Raw genomic sequence first — 19,182 nt, forward strand, 5'->3', positions numbered from 1 at the left:
TGGGCGCCAAAACGACGAGGAGAAGGCCATGAGCCAGATTTCCCTTACATTTCCTGACGGCAATTCGCGCGCATTCGACGCGGGCGTAACCCCTGCCGAGGTTGCCGCTGGCATCTCGAATTCCTTGGCCAAGAAGGCTGTTTCGGCCACGGTGGGCGGCAAGCATTGGGACCTTCAATGGCCGATCAACGAGGATGCCCAGATCGCCATTCACACCATGAAGGACGAGGTGCAGGCGCTGGAACTGATCCGCCACGACTTCGCCCACGTGATGGCGCGTGCGGTGCAGGAAATTTGGCCCGACGTGAAGGTCACCATCGGCCCGGTCATTGAGAACGGCTGGTATTATGACTTCGACCGCGAAGAGCCGTTCACCCCCGAAGATCTGGGCGCGATTGAAGCCAAGATGAAAGAGATCATCAACAAACGCGATCCTGTGACGACCGAGATCTGGGACCGCGACCGCGCGGTCAAGTTCTACGAGGCCAATAACGAGCCCTACAAGGTCGAGTTGATCGAGGCGATCCCCGGGGACGAACCGCTGCGCATGTATTGGCACGGGCATTGGCAGGATCTGTGCCGTGGTCCGCATCTGCAACACACGGGCCAGTTGCCCGCCGATGCCTTCAAACTGATGAGCGTCGCCGGGGCCTATTGGCGCGGTGATTCAGATCGCGCGATGTTGCAGCGTATCTATGGCGTTGGCTTCCAGAACAAAGAGCAGTTGAAGAAACACCTGCACATGCTGGAAGAGGCCGCCAAGCGCGACCACCGTAAGCTGGGCCGCGAGATGGACCTGTTCCACATGCAGGAGGAAGCGCCGGGCCAGATCTTCTGGCACCCCAATGGCTGGACGATCTACACCGAGTTGCAGGACTACATGCGCCGCCAGCAAAAACGCGGCGGCTATGTCGAGGTGAACACGCCGCAGGTCGTGGACCGAAAGCTGTGGGAAGCCTCGGGCCACTGGGACAAGTATCAGGAGCATATGTTCATCGTCGAGGTGGACGAAGAACATGCGCGCGAGAAATCGGTGAACGCGTTGAAGCCGATGAACTGTCCCTGCCACGTGCAGGTCTATAACCAGGGCCTGAAATCCTATCGCGACCTGCCCCTGCGGATGGCCGAGTTCGGGTCGTGCAACCGCTATGAGCCGTCAGGCGCCCTGCACGGCATCATGCGGGTGCGCGGGTTCACGCAGGACGACGCCCATATTTTCTGCACCGAAGCGCAGATCGAGGAAGAAACGAAAATCTTCATCGAATTTCTGTCCGCAATCTACAAGGATCTGGGCTTTGAGAACTTCGCGATCAAGTTCTCGGATCGCCCCGAAAAGCGCGCCGGGTCGGACGCGGTCTGGGACAAGGCCGAGACTGCGCTTCTGGACGCGACCAAGGCCGCCGGGTACGACTGCGAGTTGAACCCCGGTGAAGGCGCGTTCTATGGTCCGAAGCTGGAATTTGTGCTGACCGACGCCATCGGGCGCGACTGGCAATGTGGCACGCTTCAGGTGGATTTCGTGCTGCCAGAGCGGCTGGACGCCAACTATATCGGCGAGGATGGTGCCAAGCACCGCCCGGTCATGCTGCACCGTGCCACGCTTGGGTCGTTTGAACGTTTCATCGGCATTCTGATCGAAAGCCACGCGGGCAAGCTGCCCTTCTGGCTGGCACCGCGTCAGGTCGTCGTCGCCTCGATCGTGTCGGATGCCGATGACTATGTGCGGCAGGTGGTCGACGCGCTGAAAGCCAAGGGCATCCGGGCCGAGGCCGACACCCGCAACGAAAAGATCAACTACAAGGTCCGCGAACACTCGGTCGGCAAAGTGCCGGTGATCCTGGCCTGCGGCATGAAAGAGGTCGAGGACGGCACGGTGTCGATGCGCCGTCTGGGCGAAAAACAGTCCAAGGTGCTGCCGCTGGACGAGGTGTCCACCACCCTTGCCGCCGAGGCCACACCGCCGGACCTGGTCTGATCGACAAACAGCTCTCAAACCCCCGCCACCGTGCGGGGGTTTTTCGTGGGGCCGGGTGTTAAACCCCCATCACGCAGACCGTCCCCCACGCGGCGTTACAACCAAATATTTGTAACAATCACGCTGCCAACGGCATGTTCTTTGTAATTTTTCGCATCACACCCAGCCGCGGATTTGACAATCATGTCGCTCCTGACACACCGAAAGGCGCGAAAACCCCTTGAATCCCGGCGCTTGGCCGCTGGGCTGATCGAATTTCTGCAGGGGCAAAACAACTGCTGCTGTTCACTCGCGTTAACGGAGGCGTGAATTACGCGTTCGTGAGTGGAGCGTGTGACCACCCACCCCTTACCTTTCCCCTACCGCCCCTCAGAGGCGTGAACGAAAAACCGAAAGGAAACTCGATGTCCAACAACATGAAAACCGTCGCCGTTCTTGGTGCTGTTTCGGCCGCTGTGGCTGCCAATGCCGCCCCGGCCTTCGCCGATGGCGAGCAGGAAAAATGCTTCGGCGTGGCCCTTGCCGGTCAGAATGACTGCGCCGCCGGTCCTGGCACCACATGCGCCGGCACCTCGACCGTCGATTACCAGGGCAATGCCTGGAAACTGGTTCCAGCCGGAACGTGCGAAACAATGGAAATCACCGATGCATCCGATGGCGAAAAGCGCATGGGCTCGCTGGAAGCGTTGGAGCGTGACCTGCCCGCCAGCTGATCCGGGTCTCTTGTAACTGGGGGCTGGCCATGTGTGATGGCCACCCCTTCCCGCCTTCGGCACCCGGTCCCCGACCGTTTCAATGGAGCTTTCAATGCGCGACGTTCAGCACGACAACAGCCTGCCAATCGGGGCGGGTGTCGGATACAAGCCACAGCATTTTGCCGCGCTGACCGATGATCCCGGCAGTGTAAGCTGGCTTGAGATCCACGCCGAAAACTTCATGGGCGATGGTGGCCGTCCTTTGGCGCAGTTGCGTCATCTGGCCGAACGTTTCCCCATCTCGGTCCATGGGGTTGGCCTGTCCATCGGCGGCGAAGAGCGACTGGACCCTGAGCATCTGGCCCGCCTGAAAAAACTGACGGATTGGCTCAACCCGGCGATGTTCTCTGAGCATCTGGCATGGTCGACCCATGACGGCGCGTTTCTGAACGACCTGCTGCCGCTGCCCTATACGGCCGAGACCCTGTCGCGTGTCACCGCCCATATCGATCAGCTGCAAGACCATCTTGGCCGCAAAATGCTGCTTGAGAACCCGTCCTCCTATCTGGCATTTGTTGGAAGCACATGGTCCGAACCGGACTTCCTGCGCGAAATCGCCCGGCGCACGGGCTGCGGGCTGCTGTTGGACGTGAACAACGTCTTTGTGTCCGCCACCAATCTGGAATTCGACCCGCGCGCCTATATCGACGCCTATCCGCTTGATCTGGTGGAAGAATTTCATCTGGCCGGTCATGACGAAGACGCAGACGAGCTTGGGCGCAAACTGCTGATCGACAGCCATGGCAGGCCGGTCGACGAACCGGTTTGGACCCTGTTCGATCACGTGATCGCCCGTGCGGGCGCCCGCCCGGCCCTTGTGGAATGGGACAACGACGTACCCGAATGGGACGTGTTGGAAGCCGAGGCTGCACGCGCCACGCAGCATATGAAACCCGCATTAGCCGCAGCGGTGTCCGCATGAACGATAGCGTAACCTTTTCAAGCACGGGCGACGTAACCGTCACGCAAACAGCGTTTCGCAAGGCCCTGCTTGATCCGCAACAAGACGTGCCAGAAGGCTTGACCAACCCCGACGGCCAGCATGCCGACAAACGCTTCTCGGTCTATCGCAACAACGTGGCGCACGGGTTGTCCGAAGCCATGCTGACCGGCTTTCCGGTGCTTGCCAAACTGGTCGGTGACGAATTTTTCCGTGAAATGGCGAAGGTTTACCTGCGTATTCACCCACCAGCCTCGCCCTTGATGATGCATTACGGGGCGGCCCTGCCCGGATTTCTGGAGAGCTTTCCCGGCACGCTGCACCTGAAATATCTGCCTGATGTGGCCCGGTTGGAGCTGGCCTTGCGCCGCGCTTACCACGCTGCCGATGCCCTGCCCATTGACCCCACCCTTCTGACCCGACTTGACCAGCCCGCCCTGATGCGCGCGCGCCTGCATATGTCACCCGCTTGCGAGGTGCTGATCACCAAGTGGCCCGCTAAGGCGATCTGGGATTACAACATGAAGGATGGACCGCAACCCACCGGTGGCGCGGAAAATATCCTGATCAGCCGTGTTGGCTTTGATCCGGTGGCCGAGCGGTTGCCGCAGGGCGGCGCGCCGTTCGTCAGGTCCCTGATCAAAGGGCGCAGCTTCGGCACCGCGTTGGGGTTGGCCACAGCTGACACGCCCGATTTCGACCTGACCGAAACGCTAAGCGTTCTGATCGCGACGCACGCGATAACCGGCGCCGACAAACCAGACTAACACTTCGGAAGGATACCGTCATGCGCGCCTTGGCAAACCTCTATAACCCGCTTGTCAATCTGGCCGAGCGGCTGGCCCCGGCGACCTTGCCAACGCTGGCCCGGTTCACCTTTGCCGCCACACTGCTGGGGTATTTCTGGGCCTCTGCTCTAACCAAGACCGGTGACGGCGTGCTGGGCATTTTCCAGCCCTCGCTGGGCGCCTATGCACAGATATTCCCGAAGGCGATGGAGGCTGCGTCCTATGATGTCGGCCAGTTGGGCCTGTTTCACTGGGCGGTGGTGGTGGCCGGCACCCTGGCCGAGTTCATCCTGCCGCTGCTGATCACCGTCGGGCTTCTGACACGTCTGGCCGCGCTGGGAATGATCGGTTTTGTCGCCGTGCAAAGCCTGACAGACCTTTATGGCCATGGCGGCATTGATCAGCCCGAAACGCTGGGCGCCTGGTTTGACCGGATCCCCGACAGCGTGATCCTGGATCAAAGGCTGTTCTGGATGGTCGTGCTGGTGACTTTGCTGCTGAAAGGCGCAGGGCCATTGTCGGTCGACCGGCTGCTTGGCATCCGCTGAACGACGGTCAGTGCGGGTCGGGTTTCAAGGCAAACAGCGCAAGCAAGCCACCCAATCCGGCCAGAGCAATCGGGAACATGGTGAACACGCCATACCCGAAGGCGAAATACATGCCTGCTGCTGACAACAGCAACAGCACGCCGCCCACTTGTGCCACCGACCGCGCCATCGCGCCCCCGGCCAGCGCCAATACCGGCGCGATCAGGGCAAAGGCCCGCACACGCCCCGGATGGTCAACCTGTTCGGCCAGATCGGGCAATTCACCCATCCGCGCGATCACCTCGGTATAGCCATAGCCGAAAAACCCGACGATCATGCCCCAGATCCCGGCGATGATCCCCAAAACCAATGCAGCGTTGCGCATGCAGATACCTCCTACTTTCCGAACAGATAGGCGCTCAGGCGGTGTGCTCCAACCAGTCCTCGCGCGTTTTTGCGTCCCAACCTAAAGTCAACTTTTCGCCGTCCTCGATCACGGGACGCTTCATAAGGGTCGGGTGTTCTGCAAGCAAATCAAGGGGATCAACTGTGCGCTCAGCCTCGCTCAGCCCGCGCCAAGTGGTGGAGCGCCGGTTGATCAGCGCCGCGCCGAACGCCTGATGAAACCGCGCCAGATCCGCCGGGGCGACCCCATCCGCGCGCACGTCCACATACTCGACCACGGCCCCTGCCCCTTCCAGGGCCTTCACCGCCTTGCGGCAGGTATCACAGGTCTTCAACCCCCAAAAACGCATCAATCCCGTCCTTCTGTCATGGTCCCGTTGCAAGCGGGCTGCACCCTGCTGCACGACGCCTGCCCGATGCCTATATGCCCCGATCAGGCCGGAAACGGAAGGACGCCGATTGATGCCCATTGCCCCGGACCAAAAAGGAATCCCTTGCTTTTTTCAGAACATGGCCCAAATCTTAGGGTGTAAGACAGCACTATCTACCGCCTCCTTCCCGGCAGTCGGACGATACCTGACTGTACGATGAAGGCCTCGCACGTTGCGGGTGCCCATACCAAGGAGAGACGGAAATGGCCGACAAGCAAAGCGGCACCGTAAAATGGTTCAACACCACCAAGGGCTATGGTTTCATCGCCCCCGAAGCGGGCGGCAACGATGTGTTCGTGCACATCTCGGCGGTCGAACGCTCGGGTCTCACAGGCCTCGCCGACAACCAAAAGGTCCGCTATGACCTGCAAGAGGGCCGCGACGGGCGCCAATCAGCCGTGGACCTTGAACTGGTCAGCTGATCGGACGACCGGTTAGAGAATAGCGAACCCCGCGGAGTGGACGCTCGGCGGGGTTTTTGTTTGGGGGATTACGCTCAGGGTTCGGAGAGCAGCGCCCGGCACGTGGGTGGGCGAGAAGCGCCCGCCCATTGGGGCGGGTCGGGCGCTGCCCGTGCTTGGCACGGGCTAATTCAGCTTTTCAGTCGACAGATGATTATCAACTATAAACCTGAGAAAATTTCGTCCAGTTTCAGTAATCTTGAAGGTGTCACCCTGCACAATGACAAATTCTGCATTCAGCAGGTAAGCCATGTACATGTCTAAGTTCCAGCCATCCAAGATTCCCCGTTCGGCTTTCACACGCTCAAACATCTCGACTGCTTCTTTATGAGATACATCTCGGGCGTTCAAAACCTGTAGCGCCTCGATCTGACTTCCAAAGATATTGGAATACAATCGCTCAAAAGCCCGGAGCATCCGTGCCTCAGTCAAGCTCCTTACGAGAATCTTGAGGTGATCTGTGTCAGGATAGTTCCGTAGAGCATCCAATGTCTCCTGCTCAATTCGCTGCGCAACAGGATCATGAAGCTCAGTGAGGTCTACGTCCTCAAGTTTCGCTACCTCACCGGGTCGGAAGGCTTCCGGTTGGAGTTTTCCTTCGAACTCCGCGCCAGTAGGTCCAACCCTAGTCAGTCGCGGGAGCAATCCCTTTAACTCACCGCTAAAGAGCCAGACAACGGCGATCGCCGCGAATGGCCAAGCTACTGCTTTGGCAAGATCGTTTAGAAATGAAAGAGTGGCCAAGACAATCTCGGGGCTCTCGCCGCAAAACCATAGTGTGGATTGTTCCGGCTCGCATGCCGACACATTCAAGTAAAAACCGGTCGCTATGGCAACACCAATGAAAAGCCCAAATGCGAAATATCCTCCAGAAATTCGCATCCCTCGACTCGCTAGTGTGTCTACCATGACGGTTTGCTCGCTTTTCACCCCCGCAACTCCGCCTCAAACTCGCGCCATTCCCCCTTCGACATGCCGGAGGTCTCCTGCGTGACCTCTTCGCCTTTCAGCATACGGCGCACGCAGTCCATGGCGCGGCCCGACAGGTTGGCGCCGCCAAGGCGGTAATCCTCGAACGCGCCGTATGCGGCGGGGACCCAGTCGGCGACGATGTTGCAGATCGCGTCGGCATAGACGCGGATTTCATACTGGGCGTGGTGGTCGGCGCGCAGGCGCAGGAAGTGGAACAGGTTGTGCAGATCGACCTTCCAGTACCACTGGGTATAGACGTTGGCGGGCAGGTTCATCCGCGCGAGTTCCCGCGCCAGCCCCTGTTGGCCTTCGTCCGAGATCATCGCCTCGTAATTGTCATAGCAGCGGTTGCTGTCGGCCTTCAGGATTTCCAGCACGCGGGCGGCTTCCTCGCCTTCCAACGTGGCGCCACGGCCCTGATTGTTCACCACCGACTGCGCGGCGATGTGTTCGGGCGCGGGGATATAGAACTCGCGGTCCAGGATCGAATAGCGCGCCGAGTATTCGTTCACATTCGCGGTGCGGTGGCGGATCCACTGGCGGGCGACAAAGACGGGCAGCTTGACGTGCAGCTTGATCTCGCACATCTCGAACGGGGTCGAATGCCAGTGGCGCATCAGGTAACGGATCAGCCCTTCGTCGTTCTGCACCGATTTGGTGCCCTTGCCATAGCTGACCCGCGCGGCCTGACAGATCGCGGCGTCGTCACCCATATAGTCGATAACGCGGACGAACCCGTGGTCCAGCACCTCATGCGCGGTATAGAGGTGTTTTTCCATCCCTGGGCTGACCGCACGCAAGGTCGGTTGCGGGGTGCTGCGCTGGTCTTCGATTTCGCGGATCTGCTCGGGGCTCAGGGGCATGTCGAATCTCTCGTCTCGTGGTTGCCCGGCCACTATATATAGTCGCGGCCCGTGGCAAAACACCCATATGGCGTGGAGGCTGCGTTTCTGCTTTTCTCACCCGCCCGACCTGATAGGCTGGCGGCATATCCACCGGAACCACGAAGAGAGAGCAGATGAGACTTCGATACCTGCACACGATGGTGCGCGTGAAGAACCTGGAAGAGAGCATGCGGTTCTATGAGCTTCTGGGGCTTGAGAAAACCCGGCAGATGGATTCGGAACAGGGGCGGTTTTCGCTGATCTTCATGGCCCCGCCGGGCCAGCCGGACTGCCCCATCGAGCTGACCTATAACTGGGATGGCGATGACGGATTGCCGTCAGACAGCCGCCATTTCGGGCATCTGGCTTATGAGGTCGAGAATATCTATGAGATGTGTCAGCACCTTATGGACAACGGTGTGACGATCAACCGCCCGCCGCGCGATGGGCGCATGGCGTTCGTGCGGTCGCCCGACAACATCTCGGTCGAATTGTTGCAGGCCGGCGATCCCCTGCCTAGCCAAGAGCCATGGGCCAGCATGGACAACACCGGTCACTGGTGATGCGCGCAGGGCGGATCACACAATGGGCGCTGGCCTTGGTGACCCTCGTTTGGGCGGGGACTGCCGCCGCCCAAAGCGATGCGCCGTGCCGTCAGGCGTTGGCGCTGGGGTTGGATGTGTCCGGGTCGGTTGATGAAGGGGAATACCGGCTGCAACTGGACGGGCTGGCCGCCGCGCTGGAACAGCCCGAGGTTTTGCGCGCCCTGCTGTCCCAACCCGCCCGCCCGATCCAGATCGCGGTTTATGAATGGAGCGGCCCATCCCATCAACGCCTGTTGCAGGATTGGGTGTCGATCACGGCGCGCGAGGATGTGAGTGCCGTGGCGGATCGTCTGCGCCGCACCACCCGCATCAAAGCCGACCCGTCGACCGGGATCGGGGCCGCAATGATCTTTGGTCAACGTCTTCTGGCCGGGCGCCGGTGCGAAACACTGACCCTGGATATCTCTGGTGACGGGCCTGCCAATACCGGGCCACGGCCGCAGGATGTACGTTATCTGTCCGGTTTTGACGGGATCACCATCAACGGGCTGGTGATCGGTGCGGGCGATGCGAACACCGATCTTGTTGCCTATTTCAAGGAACTGGTCATTCACGGGTTCGGGCGCTTCGTCGAACAGGCCGCCGATTTTCGGGACTATGAAGACGCGATGGCCCGCAAGCTGCTGCGCGAGTTGCGCGGCGTCGTCGTATCAAACCTGCAGCCACCCCATCCGCCCACGGGTCAATAGATATACCGGATCTGATCCGTCCAGTATCGTTCGACCCGTTTCAGCGCGACATTGATCTCCTCGATCCCTGATGACGTCAGCACATCGCGGGATTGCAGACCGTCTGCGTGGCGTTCGAACAGGCCGGCGACGATGTCACGGATCCCGCGCCCTTTCTCGGTCAGGCGCACCCTTACGCTGCGGCGATCCACCTCGCACCGCTGATGATGCATATAACCCATTTCGACGAGTTTCTTGAGGTTGTAGGACACGTTCGACCCCTGGTAATAGCCGCGCGTTTTCAATTCGCCTGCCGTCACCTCGTTGTCGCCGATATTGAACAAAAGCAGCGCCTGCACCGCGTTCACTTCCAACACGCCGACCCGTTCAAACTCGTCCTTGATCACGTCCAGCAGCAGACGATGCAGCCTTTCAACCAACGCCAGTGCTTCAAGATACTGATACACAAATGTCTGATTGCTTGTCTGCCCAATGGGGGAGTGCATGCTCATCCGTTTCTCCGACCTAGTTACCAAGGTGACTATTCGGTCCGAAATGAGAACATTCAGTTAAATGCGTGCATCAGTTGCGGAAAATTTTCGTCAAACCCGCTGGGTCAGCGCATCGCGGTGTTACCGATGATGTGCTGGATCAGGTCGGACAAGTGTTCGGGTGGCTCTTGCTGGCCGGACACCCATTGATACAGGTCCTGATCATTTTCGCCCAACAGCGCCTCGTAGAGGTCAAGCTCGTCATCCGTCATCGCGGCCAACCGGTCCGTGGCATAGCGGTGCAGGATGATATCCATTTCCTTGATGCCGCGTCGCATCGACCGCATGCCCAAACGCTTGATCCGCACCTCGCGGGTTTCACCGACGCGCGCACCGGGGGTTTCCCTCAGCTGGTCCAGGGGCACGCCGCTCATGCGATGACGCCTTCCAGCCGTTTGCGCAGACGTTTTTCCAGCCGACCCAACTGATCGGCCGACCGGGACATCTGCGATTTGATGTCACGGATTTCCAACAGCAGGTCGCGCACCTCGGGCAAGTCATCAAGATTGCCGGCCGGTTCTGCCACTCCTTCGCCTTCGCCGGTCAGCAGCCAGCGCAACGAGACATTGAGGATGCCCGACAGCATCTGCAGCTTGTTGGCGCGCGGTTCGTTCAGGTCATCTTCCCAGCCGCGCAAGGTCTTGACCTTGACGCCAATTCGCCGGGCCAGATCATCCTGGCTCAGACCGATCGCCTCGCGGGCGCCGGCCAGTCGGTCGCCGAAGGTTGCAGCCTCTTCCGAGAACCAGTTTTCATCCTGCGATATGTCGTCCATCTGCTTTTCCTATCGTTTCAGGCACCACGCCGGGCACCGGGTTCTGGCTTGATTGGTTGCGCGGCTGACCCTAGAAGAACTGGGACCAACTTACAAATCGGGGACATCATGTCTTTCCTTTCTGCGACACTTGATCGCGTAAAACCATCACCTACCATCGCCGTTTCCACCCTGGCAGCCGAGTTGAAAGCCGCCGGGCGCGATGTGATCGGCCTGGGTGCAGGCGAGCCGGATTTCGACACGCCCGCGCATATCAAGGCGGCGGGCAAGGTGGCGATTGATGCTGGCAAGACGAAATATACTGCACCTGACGGGATGCCCGAACTGAAGCAAGCCATCTGCGACAAGTTCAAGCGCGAAAACGGGCTGGATTACACGCCTGCCCAGATCTCGGTCGGCACCGGCGGCAAGCAGATCCTTTACAACGCCCTGATGGCGACCCTGAACCCCGGGGACGAGGTGATCATCCCCGCCCCTTACTGGGTCAGTTACCCCGACATGGTGCTGTTGGCGGGCGGTGAGCCTGTCGTCGTGGAATGCCCCATCGAAACCGGGTTTCGCATGACACCTGAACAGCTTGAGGCCGCGATCACGCCGAAAACGAAGTGGCTGATCTTCAACTCGCCCTCGAACCCGACGGGCGCGGGATACACGCGCGCGCAGTTGAAGGCATTGACCGATGTTCTGATGCGCCATCCGCATGTCTGGGTGATGACCGATGATATGTATGAACACCTCGCCTATGACGGGTTCGCGTTCTGCACGCCAGCCCAGGTGGAACCCGGCCTTTACGACCGCACCCTGACCTGCAATGGCGTGTCCAAGGCCTATGCAATGACAGGCTGGCGCATCGGTTATGCGGGCGGGCCTGTCGAGTTGATCTCGGCCATGCGGAAAATCCAGTCGCAGTCGACCTCGAACCCTTGTTCGATCAGCCAATGGGCGGCGGTCGAGGCGCTGAATGGCCCGCAGGATTTCATCGCCGAGAACAACAAGGCCTTCGTGCGCCGCCGCGATCTGGTGGTCGAGATGCTGAACGCCGCAGACGGTCTGGAATGCCCGGTGCCGGACGGGGCATTCTATGTCTATCCGTCGATCAAGGGCTGCATCGGCAAGACCACGCCGTCGGGTGTGAAAATCACCGACGACGAGGTGTTCGCCAAGGCATTACTGGAAGACACGGGTGTTGCTGTTGTTTTCGGTGCGGCCTTCGGGCTGAGCCCGAACTTCCGCGTCAGCTATGCCACATCGGACGCAGCACTGAAAGAGGCCTGCACCCGCATCCAGGCCTTCTGCGCAAGCCTGCGTTAAGGGGGCGGAATGGATCAGGCAAGGATCACCGCCAACCTGCCCAGCCGCAGTTTTGACGCCACTTTGTCCTTCTATGAGGGGCTTGGGTTTCAACTGGTCTGGCGCAGTGATGGCTGGATGATCTTCGGGTTTGGCACCACCCGGATCGAGTTCTTTCCGCATCCCGAGCTTGATCCAAAATCCAGTTGGTTTTCGGCCTGCCTGCGCCTGCCCGATATTGACACGCTCCACAAGGCATGGCGCCGGCAGGGCATCGCCGCGGACGCCGCCGCAATTCCACGACTGACCGACATTGCGCCCGCCACCGCCAGCGCACCGCGCATGTTCTACATGGTGGACCCGGATGGCAGCCTGTGGCGCGTGATCGAAGACAAGGACATCAGATGAGCATCTCTCTGCCCGACTATTACTTTCGCGTGCGTGAAAACGGTGCGTTCGTCTTTCGTGTGAACACCGAAAACCGGCAACGCCCGTTGGAGTTGGATCAGATCGCCGCAGTGAACATCCGAAACGGCGAGGTCAAGCCGCAGGGCGCATATGAACTGACCGACGCGGATCAGGCCGCCATCGCCGCCTGGATGGAAGAGCGAAAAGCAACGCTTGAGGCACGCGATCTGGATGACATCCTGCGCAGCATCGACCACCTGAACCTAACGGCCCATTGGGCGCAAACCCGTGCAACTCCCGAAGCGTTGGAGCAGGTCACGGATGCGCTTCTGTTGGCGATGCATGATCTGCGCACGGTGCTGGTGCGCAAGAAAGCAGACCGGCTGAAACAGGGTTAGACGGCAGGACCCGGTTGCATCTCGCCAATCCGGGACGAACTTTTCCAGAACCGCCACGACATGAAGATACCGGCACAGACAAGACCCAGCAGCAATCCGACCCAGACACCCGGCGCACCGAAGCCCAACGTGATCCCCAGCACATAGGACATGGTCATGCCAACCCCCCAATAGCTGAGCGTGGCAATGATCATCGGCACCCGCGTGTCCTGCACCCCGCGCAACAGGCCCATCGCGATGGCCTGTGCCCCGTCGGCAAATTGGAACAGGGCCGCGACGATCAGAAGGACCGAGCCCAGCGTGACGATCTCGTCCCGTCTTACCTCGCTTGGGTTCAGGAACAGTTTGATCATCGGTTCAGGCGCACCAAGGAACAGGATCACGGTCAACCCGCCAAACACGACCGATGCCAAAGTCACGGCCAGAGCCCCACGCCGCAAGCTGGCCTCGTCGCGACGCCCCAAAGCGCGTCCTGCCCGGACGGTCGCGGTGTTTGACAGGCCCAGATGCACCATGAAGAAGGCGGCCGTGATTTGCAGCGCGATCCCGTGGGCGGCCAGCTCCAGGGTGCCGATCAGTCCGACAACCACCGTCGAGGCCGAGAACATCCCAACCTCGGCCAAAGTGGTCAGGCCGATCGGAATGCCAAGGCGCAAAAGCTGGCGCAACGCCTCCCAATCCGGTTTCCACAGCCGCCGGAACAGGCTGGCCTCGGCATTCAGCCGCGCGGCATAGACGACCAGCACCAGTCCGGACGCGATCTGGATCAGGACCGAGGCAATGGCCGCCCCGCGCACGCCCAGTTCCGGCGCGCCCCAATTGCCGAAGATCAGCGCATAGTTGATAAACCCGTTCATCACCGCGGCCAGCACCGTTGCCCATAACACGATCCGGGTATGTTCCAAGGCAGCCAGATAACTTTTCAGCGCCATGACCAAAAGCGCAGGCACCAGCCCGACCCCGGCGATGCGCAGGTAATCCTGTGCCAGAAGGCTCAGATCGGGATCCTGCCCGATGGCCCGCAGAATTGGCGCTGACATCCACATCAGAGGCAGGACCAGCAGCGCAAACCCGACCGAGAACCACATCGACATACGGGTCAGCCTGCGCACCCGCACATCATCACGCGCCTCGGAGGCTTCGGCCACCATCGGCATCAAGGCCCAGGCCGGACCCGACCCCATGATCAGGAACATGAAAAAGAACGTGCCGGCCAGTGTGACGGCGGCCAGTTCCTCGACCCCGTACCAGCCCAGCATGATCGTGTCGATGATCTGCACCGCGAACTGCGCCAGATGCGAGGCAACCAGCGGAAGTCCCAAAACAAGGACTGCGCGAAAATGCTGTGACAGGGTGAGCGTTTGCAACATCACCCAGACCTATGCCGGAATATCGGCATGGGCAAGATGCCGAACAACCCGGACCGTCCGCCTGTACCCAGCCTAGCGCAACAGCGCCAGCAGCGCCCGCGAGGGGTCGCCTGTGACCGGAAGACCCCGCGCGCGCTGAAACGCCTCGATCGCTTGCAGGGTTTTCCTGCCGATCACCCCGTCGGCTTCGCCCACCTCGTATCCTGCCCGGGTCAGGCCGCGTTGCAGCGCTTTGCGGTCCTCAAGTGTCAGCCCGTATTTGTCGGGACCGAACGTGCCTCGCAGCGGCGGGCGCCCCAACAGACGGTCCGAAAGATGTCCGACGCCGATGATGTATTTCTGCGCATTGTTGTACCGCCCGAGCACATTGTAGTTGTGATAGACCTCGAACACCGGGCCGTTGTCCCCTGCCGGTTTCACGACCCGTCCACGACCTGACGGCGCACGTCCCGTGATCTCGTCCCCCCAACGCTGCCCACGCCGCCAGCCCGACCGGCTGAGATATGCCGCGGTTGACGCCAGCGCATCGGTCGGATCGTCTGACCAGATGTCGCGTTGCCCATCGCCACGGAAGTCCACCGCATAGGCCAGATAGGATGTCGGAATGAATTGCGTATGCCCCATGGCACCCGCCCAGCTTCCCTTCATGCGCGCGGGCGTCACGTCGCCACGTTCCAGAATTTTCAGGGCCGCCATCAACTGCCCGTCAAAGAACCGCCCGCGCCGTCCGTCAAAGGCAAGCGTCGACAGGGCCGAGATCACAGGCACATCCCCGCGCCGTTCGCCATAGCGGCTTTCCAGCCCCCAGACGGCCACGATCACCTCTTTCTCGACGCCATACTTTGTCTCGATCTGCGTCAGCAATCCTGCGTGGCGCCGCAGCATCTCGCGCCCCTTGGCAATCCGTTCGTCAGAAGCCGCGATCGCCATATAATCCTCGAACGAGCGGACGAACTCAGTCTGGTTGCGGTCCCGTTCCACGACGCCGGGCAGATAGCCGACATCGCGGAAGGCACGTGTTACGGTGGATGCGCTGATCCCGGCCGCCCGCGCCCGGGCTTTTGCCCCGTCGACCCAGGTGTCGAAGGCGGCGTTCGGAACGGCGCGCATGGTTGATCCTGCACCGGGTCGCGACGCGGGCCGGGTGGTTGCGCCGGACTGGCAGGCGGTCAGGTAAAGCCCGGCAAGGCCGAAGGCAATGAAGCGTCTGGAATAGGTCATGGGGTGCCCCTGCTCTTGTTTTGAGCTGAGAGTATAGGGCTGCGATGCGAAGGCAAGCACCTCGTTCATGTTCCCACCGGACCAGCGGCAAGAAGCAGGAAAGGGGCCGGTTTCCCGCCCCTTTCCCGGTGAACACACCACGCGCAGGTCAGCCGCTGCGCCGTTGATCCGGGTGCAGACTGGCCCCCAGGATATGGTCCGCCTTGTGAATCACCTGGCTGGCATGTCCGACGATCAGCGGGTCGGGTTGACCCACAAGCTCGTGATCCTTGTCGGGGTACTCCAGCGTCGACAGGAAATGCCGCATACATTCCAGACGCGCGCGTTTCTTGTCGTTGGACTTGATGATCGTCCAGGGCGCATCCGCCGTGTGGGTATAGAAGAACATCGCCTCTTTCGCTTCGGTGTAGTCATCCCATTTCGACAGGGATGCCACATCCACCGGGCTGAGCTTCCAACGTTTCAGGGGATCATCCTTGCGGCTGTCAAAGCGGCGTTTCTGCTCGGGCTGCGTGACCGAGAACCAGTATTTGTAAAGCTGAATGCCCGATCGGGTCAGCATGCGTTCAAACTCCGGCGTCTGTCGCATGAACTCAAGATATTCGTTGGCGTTGCAGAACCCCATGACCCGTTCGACACCGGCGCGGTTATACCAAGAGCGGTCATAAAACACCATTTCGCCCGAAGTCGGCAGGTGCGAGATATACCGCTGATAAAACCATTGCCCGCGCTCTTCGTCCGTGGGTTTGTTCAGCGCCACGATACGCGCCTCACGCGGGTTCAAATGCTCCATGAAGCGTTTTATCGTACCGCCCTTGCCCGCGGCATCGCGACCTTCAAACAGCAGCACGAATTTCTGCCCTGTTTCGCCCACCCAACGCTGGACCTTCAGAAGCTCTGCCTGCAACTTGGCCTTCGTGGCTTCATATTCCCGACGCCCGAGTTTCGTGCTGTAAGGGTATTTGCCGTTCTCAAAAGTCTGGCGGATCTTGTCTTCGGTCACGGTCGGAAACCCGCTTCTGCCCTTGCTCACCTGTGGCGCAGTCTGGGATGATGCCGCCGCAGATGTCTTCGCCTGCGCGTTCGCAGTTGTCGGGGCGGATTTCGATACGCGGGTTGCTTTTGTTGTCATGAGCCAATCTCCATTTCGGGGTTCGAAAACCTGTTATCATCTTGCGCCGTCAGGCGCTTTGATCCGGGTCAATGGAAATTGCTATTGTCCAAGAAGAAAGGCCCGCCGCGATGCGGACCTTTCAACAAGCAGGCGACAGCCGTTAAACGGGGCGATCCACCCGCATCGTCACATGCGCGGTTCCGCGCACGGCACGTGACCATTTCAGTTGTACCTGCTTGTAAGTTGCCCCCCGGTTCACCAACACATGCGGATTGTCCCAGACCTGAGCGTTCGAGCCGTCACGCAGATCGCCCTCGATCGTCACGCTGGACACGGTGCGCGCATTGCCACCAAAGGGGAAATAGGCGGACCCGTCCAGCGTCCAGGTCGCAGCGGATGTGTTCTGGTTGAACTCCAACGTCACCGGAGAGACGGTCGCTTGCGTCACACCTGTGAAGGCGTTGTTCTCGAACGTCACGTCCTTCATGCTCCAGTAATCCAGACCGGCATGGGTAGTCGACACCCCCTCGACCCGGTCGATCCAGCCAGCCAGCGTGCGGAAGGTGTTGTTGGTCACGTGCAGGCCAGACACATAATGGCCGTTGCCGAAGGGTTTGATCAGGATCCATTTGAACCACGACGCCACGTCATTGGCGGTAAAGATATTGCCGGTGATGGTCATGCCTCCGAACGAGTATTCGGACCCGTGATCGGGAACGGCGTCATGTTCGTTGTTCCATTCGATGAAACAGTTGTCGACGTAATTCCCATTCAGAACCGTCTTGTTGTTCTCGTAAGTGAACACCATACCGGCCACACGCGGCCCGTCCGTGACCTCATCCCCCTGAAACAAGTGGTTCCCCTGGATGATATGCCCCGACCCGTGCAGCACCATCGAGGTGCCCATCCGCTGAAACCGGTTGTCGCGGATCTTGGCGTCATTGGCATTCACGTTGAAGGCAACCGACTGTCGCGTGGTGGCGGGCTGGCTTTGTTCGTTCGAGACAAACTGGCAGCGATCCAGATGCAGATCCTGGCACCCACGCCCGACGGAACTGATGCCGCGGTTCTTCGGTTTGATGAAGAAACAGTCCTGAAAGACGAAGTTCTCGCCATCCCTTGGCAGCAAAACCGCCGACGCATGGCCGTTGCACTGAAACTCGACCTCGGTCAGGTTCATCCGGTTCACCTGGGCAAACCCGCCGAAATCCAGCACGTATTTGTGCCGCGTGAACGTGTAGCTCTGGTTGGCGGCAGCCCCCCAAAGCGGCTGGCTCAGTTCGACCTCTGAGGCACTGATGTTCACTTCTTTGACGTAGACTTCGCGCCCCACGCCCGCGCCGGTCACGACAGAACCCGCCTGAACCGCCGCGACATTGGTGACATTGGTCAGCTTGTAGGGGTTGGCGGGGTTGTATTTGGCAGTGGAATTGGTGGTCTCACTATCCCAGGCTGACCCGCCGATCACATAGAACTGCCCGTTCTTGATCACGCGCCGGATCAGGAATGTGTCACCAGCGCTATAGGCCGCCTGCATGTCGATGGGCGCCGTGACATCGACCCGCCGCCCGCACATATCCAGTATCTCGTGATCGGCATAGTGCAGAAGCGCTTGAAAAGCCTTGCGAAAGCCCAACTGCTCGTCGCCAAAGGCGTCGGCATAAGTGGGCAAATCGAAACTGCGGGTCAGAGAAAGATAGACGTTATCGGCCATGGTCATCGTGCCCTCGAACCGAATATCTGCGTGAAGTGTCAGGTTCGACCCGATAAGGTAGCTGCCTTCAGGCACCAGAAGCGTGCGCCCGTTGGCGGCAGCATCGGCGGCTTCGAAGGCGGGTTTGTCATCGGTGACACCGTCACCTGCGGCCCCGAAATCACGCACATCGACCCAATCCATCATGTCGCGCAGATAGGCCCCGGTCACATCCTCGACCACCAGGTCGTCAATCCGTACGACACCTCCGCTTGATCCGATCAGATCCAGTCCGACATGGGCATACGCCACATCCGCCCCCCAGATGATATTGACACCATTGCGGCTGCCGGACCCGATAATGGCCGACACTTCGACCACCTCGCCATAAGCGGTGAGTGCCGTCACCGGGCCGGTTTCCAGGTTGCCGCCCGCATGGGCGCCACCGCTTTGTGCGGGCCACGCCGCCACCCGCACCGACGGCAGCGGGCCCGAGATCGCCTTCACCTTCGCGGACACACGCAGATAGCATCCCTGTTCATAAGGCGTCTGCCCCATATAACGCAGCTTTTGCGTGGAGTCGGTTTTCAGAAGTTCAAGGCAACCGTCGAAATCCTGGTCTGCCGGTACAAGGGCGGCGTTGCCTGCCCCCGCATAGGTCAACGACCCCGGCGTTCCATCCTCGCTTGACCAGACCGTCAACCCATCTTCGAATGCTGGGGGCATGAAAACCACCCCATCGGTAAGCGCCTTGTTCATTGATTTCCCTTTCAGGTCCAGACATGCAGCCCCCTTTGGCGATGCATCATAGACGCACCGCCCATCGCGCATGGGCGACGGGGCAGAAAACAGCGAAAGAGCTATCAATCAGGCGTTAACGAGACGGAACAGGAGCGAACGCTGGCCTGTTTGCGCAACGCAAAACGGCGCACCAAACAGGCACGCCGTGTG

22 protein-coding genes are annotated in these 19,182 nt (G+C 60.2%); 11 read left to right on the forward strand and 11 right to left on the reverse strand.

Annotation, left to right across the window (positions count from 1 at the left end):
- The first annotated feature begins 28 nt into the window (after window positions 1–28).
- The 5 genes from thrS (at window position 29) to IE188_RS01995 (ending at window position 5,006) form a co-directional block, all read left to right on the forward strand.
- Window positions 29–1,975: a threonine--tRNA ligase gene (gene thrS / locus IE188_RS01975; protein WP_191284784.1), complete on the forward strand. Its 1,947-nt coding sequence runs from the start codon at window positions 29–31 to the stop codon at window positions 1,973–1,975.
- Between the two features lie 404 nt (window positions 1,976–2,379).
- The gene (locus IE188_RS01980) at window positions 2,380–2,688 is read left to right on the forward strand and encodes a BufA1 family periplasmic bufferin-type metallophore (RefSeq protein WP_191284785.1); all 309 of its coding nucleotides are present in this window, start codon (window positions 2,380–2,382) and stop codon (window positions 2,686–2,688) included.
- A 94-nt stretch (window positions 2,689–2,782) separates the two neighbouring features.
- A complete protein-coding gene (gene bufB, locus IE188_RS01985) occupies window positions 2,783–3,652 on the forward strand; it encodes an MNIO family bufferin maturase (RefSeq protein ID WP_191284786.1) in 870 nt (289 codons plus the stop codon).
- On the forward strand, window positions 3,649–4,437 hold the full coding sequence (locus IE188_RS01990; protein WP_191284787.1) for an HvfC/BufC N-terminal domain-containing protein: 789 nt from the start codon (window positions 3,649–3,651) through the stop codon (window positions 4,435–4,437). The genes bufB and IE188_RS01990 overlap by 4 nt, the downstream gene beginning before the upstream one ends.
- A 20-nt stretch (window positions 4,438–4,457) precedes the next feature.
- Complete coding sequence (locus IE188_RS01995; RefSeq protein WP_191284788.1) at window positions 4,458–5,006, forward strand: DoxX family protein; 549 nt, start codon at window positions 4,458–4,460, stop codon at window positions 5,004–5,006.
- 7 nt (window positions 5,007–5,013) lie between these two features.
- Here IE188_RS01995 and IE188_RS02000 read toward each other — a convergent pair whose 3' ends face one another.
- Window positions 5,014–5,370, reverse strand: a complete 357-nt coding sequence (locus IE188_RS02000) for a hypothetical protein (protein WP_191284789.1) — start codon at window positions 5,368–5,370, stop codon at window positions 5,014–5,016.
- A 34-nt stretch (window positions 5,371–5,404) separates the two neighbouring features.
- Window positions 5,405–5,740: an arsenate reductase family protein gene (locus tag IE188_RS02005; protein WP_191284790.1), complete on the reverse strand. Its 336-nt coding sequence runs from the start codon at window positions 5,738–5,740 to the stop codon at window positions 5,405–5,407.
- A gap of 284 nt (window positions 5,741–6,024) precedes the next feature.
- Here IE188_RS02005 and IE188_RS02010 point away from each other — a divergent pair, with 284 nt between their 5' ends.
- Window positions 6,025–6,243 (forward strand): cold-shock protein, encoded by a 219-nt coding sequence (locus IE188_RS02010; protein WP_191284791.1) that lies wholly within the window; start codon window positions 6,025–6,027, stop codon window positions 6,241–6,243.
- A 165-nt stretch (window positions 6,244–6,408) separates the two neighbouring features.
- Here the strand turns inward: IE188_RS02010 and IE188_RS02015 are convergent, their stop codons facing one another.
- Together IE188_RS02015 and thyX are read right to left on the reverse strand one after the other, a co-directional pair.
- On the reverse strand, window positions 6,409–7,191 hold the full coding sequence (locus tag IE188_RS02015) for a hypothetical protein (protein WP_191284792.1): 783 nt from the start codon (window positions 7,189–7,191) through the stop codon (window positions 6,409–6,411).
- A 17-nt stretch (window positions 7,192–7,208) separates the two neighbouring features.
- Window positions 7,209–8,117, reverse strand: a complete 909-nt coding sequence (gene thyX, locus IE188_RS02020) for an FAD-dependent thymidylate synthase (RefSeq protein WP_191284793.1) — start codon at window positions 8,115–8,117, stop codon at window positions 7,209–7,211.
- A 155-nt stretch (window positions 8,118–8,272) separates the two neighbouring features.
- On the opposite strand from thyX, the gene IE188_RS02025 reads away from it, so the two are divergent.
- Together IE188_RS02025 and IE188_RS02030 are read left to right on the forward strand one after the other, a co-directional pair.
- Complete coding sequence (locus tag IE188_RS02025; protein WP_191284794.1) at window positions 8,273–8,701, forward strand: VOC family protein; 429 nt, start codon at window positions 8,273–8,275, stop codon at window positions 8,699–8,701.
- A complete protein-coding gene (locus IE188_RS02030; RefSeq protein WP_229836420.1) occupies window positions 8,668–9,432 on the forward strand; it encodes a DUF1194 domain-containing protein in 765 nt (254 codons plus the stop codon). The genes IE188_RS02025 and IE188_RS02030 overlap by 34 nt, the downstream gene beginning before the upstream one ends.
- Here the strand turns inward: IE188_RS02030 and IE188_RS02035 are convergent.
- The 3 genes from IE188_RS02035 to IE188_RS02045 form a co-directional block, all read right to left on the reverse strand.
- The gene (locus IE188_RS02035; RefSeq protein WP_191284795.1) at window positions 9,426–9,923 is read right to left on the reverse strand and encodes a MarR family winged helix-turn-helix transcriptional regulator; all 498 of its coding nucleotides are present in this window, start codon (window positions 9,921–9,923) and stop codon (window positions 9,426–9,428) included. The genes IE188_RS02030 and IE188_RS02035 overlap by 7 nt on opposite strands.
- Window positions 9,924–10,027: 104 nt before the next feature.
- Window positions 10,028–10,336: a succinate dehydrogenase assembly factor 2 gene (locus IE188_RS02040; RefSeq protein WP_191284796.1), complete on the reverse strand. Its 309-nt coding sequence runs from the start codon at window positions 10,334–10,336 to the stop codon at window positions 10,028–10,030.
- Window positions 10,333–10,737 carry a helix-turn-helix domain-containing protein gene (locus tag IE188_RS02045; RefSeq protein WP_407648151.1) on the reverse strand — a complete coding sequence of 135 codons (405 nt, stop codon included), beginning with the start codon at window positions 10,735–10,737 and terminating at the stop codon, window positions 10,333–10,335. Before IE188_RS02045 ends, IE188_RS02040 begins: the two co-directional genes overlap by 4 nt.
- Before the next feature lie 108 nt (window positions 10,738–10,845).
- Between IE188_RS02045 and IE188_RS02050 the strand changes: the two genes are divergently transcribed.
- Genes IE188_RS02050 through IE188_RS02060 form a run of 3 tightly spaced genes read left to right on the forward strand, consistent with a single transcriptional unit; the run spans window position 10,846 to window position 12,833 of the window.
- On the forward strand, window positions 10,846–12,048 hold the full coding sequence (locus IE188_RS02050) for a pyridoxal phosphate-dependent aminotransferase (protein ID WP_191284797.1): 1,203 nt from the start codon (window positions 10,846–10,848) through the stop codon (window positions 12,046–12,048).
- Window positions 12,049–12,057: 9 nt separating this feature from the next.
- Window positions 12,058–12,435, forward strand: coding sequence for a VOC family protein (locus IE188_RS02055; RefSeq protein WP_191284798.1), 378 nt, complete (start codon window positions 12,058–12,060; stop codon window positions 12,433–12,435).
- On the forward strand, window positions 12,432–12,833 hold the full coding sequence (locus IE188_RS02060; RefSeq protein ID WP_191284799.1) for a hypothetical protein: 402 nt from the start codon (window positions 12,432–12,434) through the stop codon (window positions 12,831–12,833). The genes IE188_RS02055 and IE188_RS02060 overlap by 4 nt, the downstream gene beginning before the upstream one ends.
- Here IE188_RS02060 and IE188_RS02065 read toward each other — a convergent pair.
- The 4 genes from IE188_RS02065 to IE188_RS02080 all read right to left on the reverse strand — a co-directional run bounded on the left by IE188_RS02065 (window position 12,830) and on the right by IE188_RS02080 (window position 18,990).
- Window positions 12,830–14,203 (reverse strand): MATE family efflux transporter, encoded by a 1,374-nt coding sequence (locus tag IE188_RS02065; protein WP_191284800.1) that lies wholly within the window; start codon window positions 14,201–14,203, stop codon window positions 12,830–12,832. The genes IE188_RS02060 and IE188_RS02065 overlap by 4 nt on opposite strands.
- A gap of 72 nt (window positions 14,204–14,275) precedes the next feature.
- Window positions 14,276–15,424 carry a lytic murein transglycosylase gene (locus IE188_RS02070; protein ID WP_191284801.1) on the reverse strand — a complete coding sequence of 383 codons (1,149 nt, stop codon included), beginning with the start codon at window positions 15,422–15,424 and terminating at the stop codon, window positions 14,276–14,278.
- 148 nt (window positions 15,425–15,572) lie between these two features.
- Window positions 15,573–16,556 carry a polyphosphate kinase 2 gene (gene ppk2 / locus IE188_RS02075; protein ID WP_191284802.1) on the reverse strand — a complete coding sequence of 328 codons (984 nt, stop codon included), beginning with the start codon at window positions 16,554–16,556 and terminating at the stop codon, window positions 15,573–15,575.
- A gap of 142 nt (window positions 16,557–16,698) precedes the next feature.
- Complete coding sequence (locus tag IE188_RS02080; RefSeq protein WP_191284803.1) at window positions 16,699–18,990, reverse strand: glycosyl hydrolase family 28-related protein; 2,292 nt, start codon at window positions 18,988–18,990, stop codon at window positions 16,699–16,701.
- Window positions 18,991–19,182: the final 192 nt, after the last annotated feature.

The sequence above is a fragment of the Aliiroseovarius zhejiangensis genome (assembly GCF_014656375.1).
GTDB classification, from domain to species: domain Bacteria; phylum Pseudomonadota; class Alphaproteobacteria; order Rhodobacterales; family Rhodobacteraceae; genus Aliiroseovarius; species Aliiroseovarius zhejiangensis.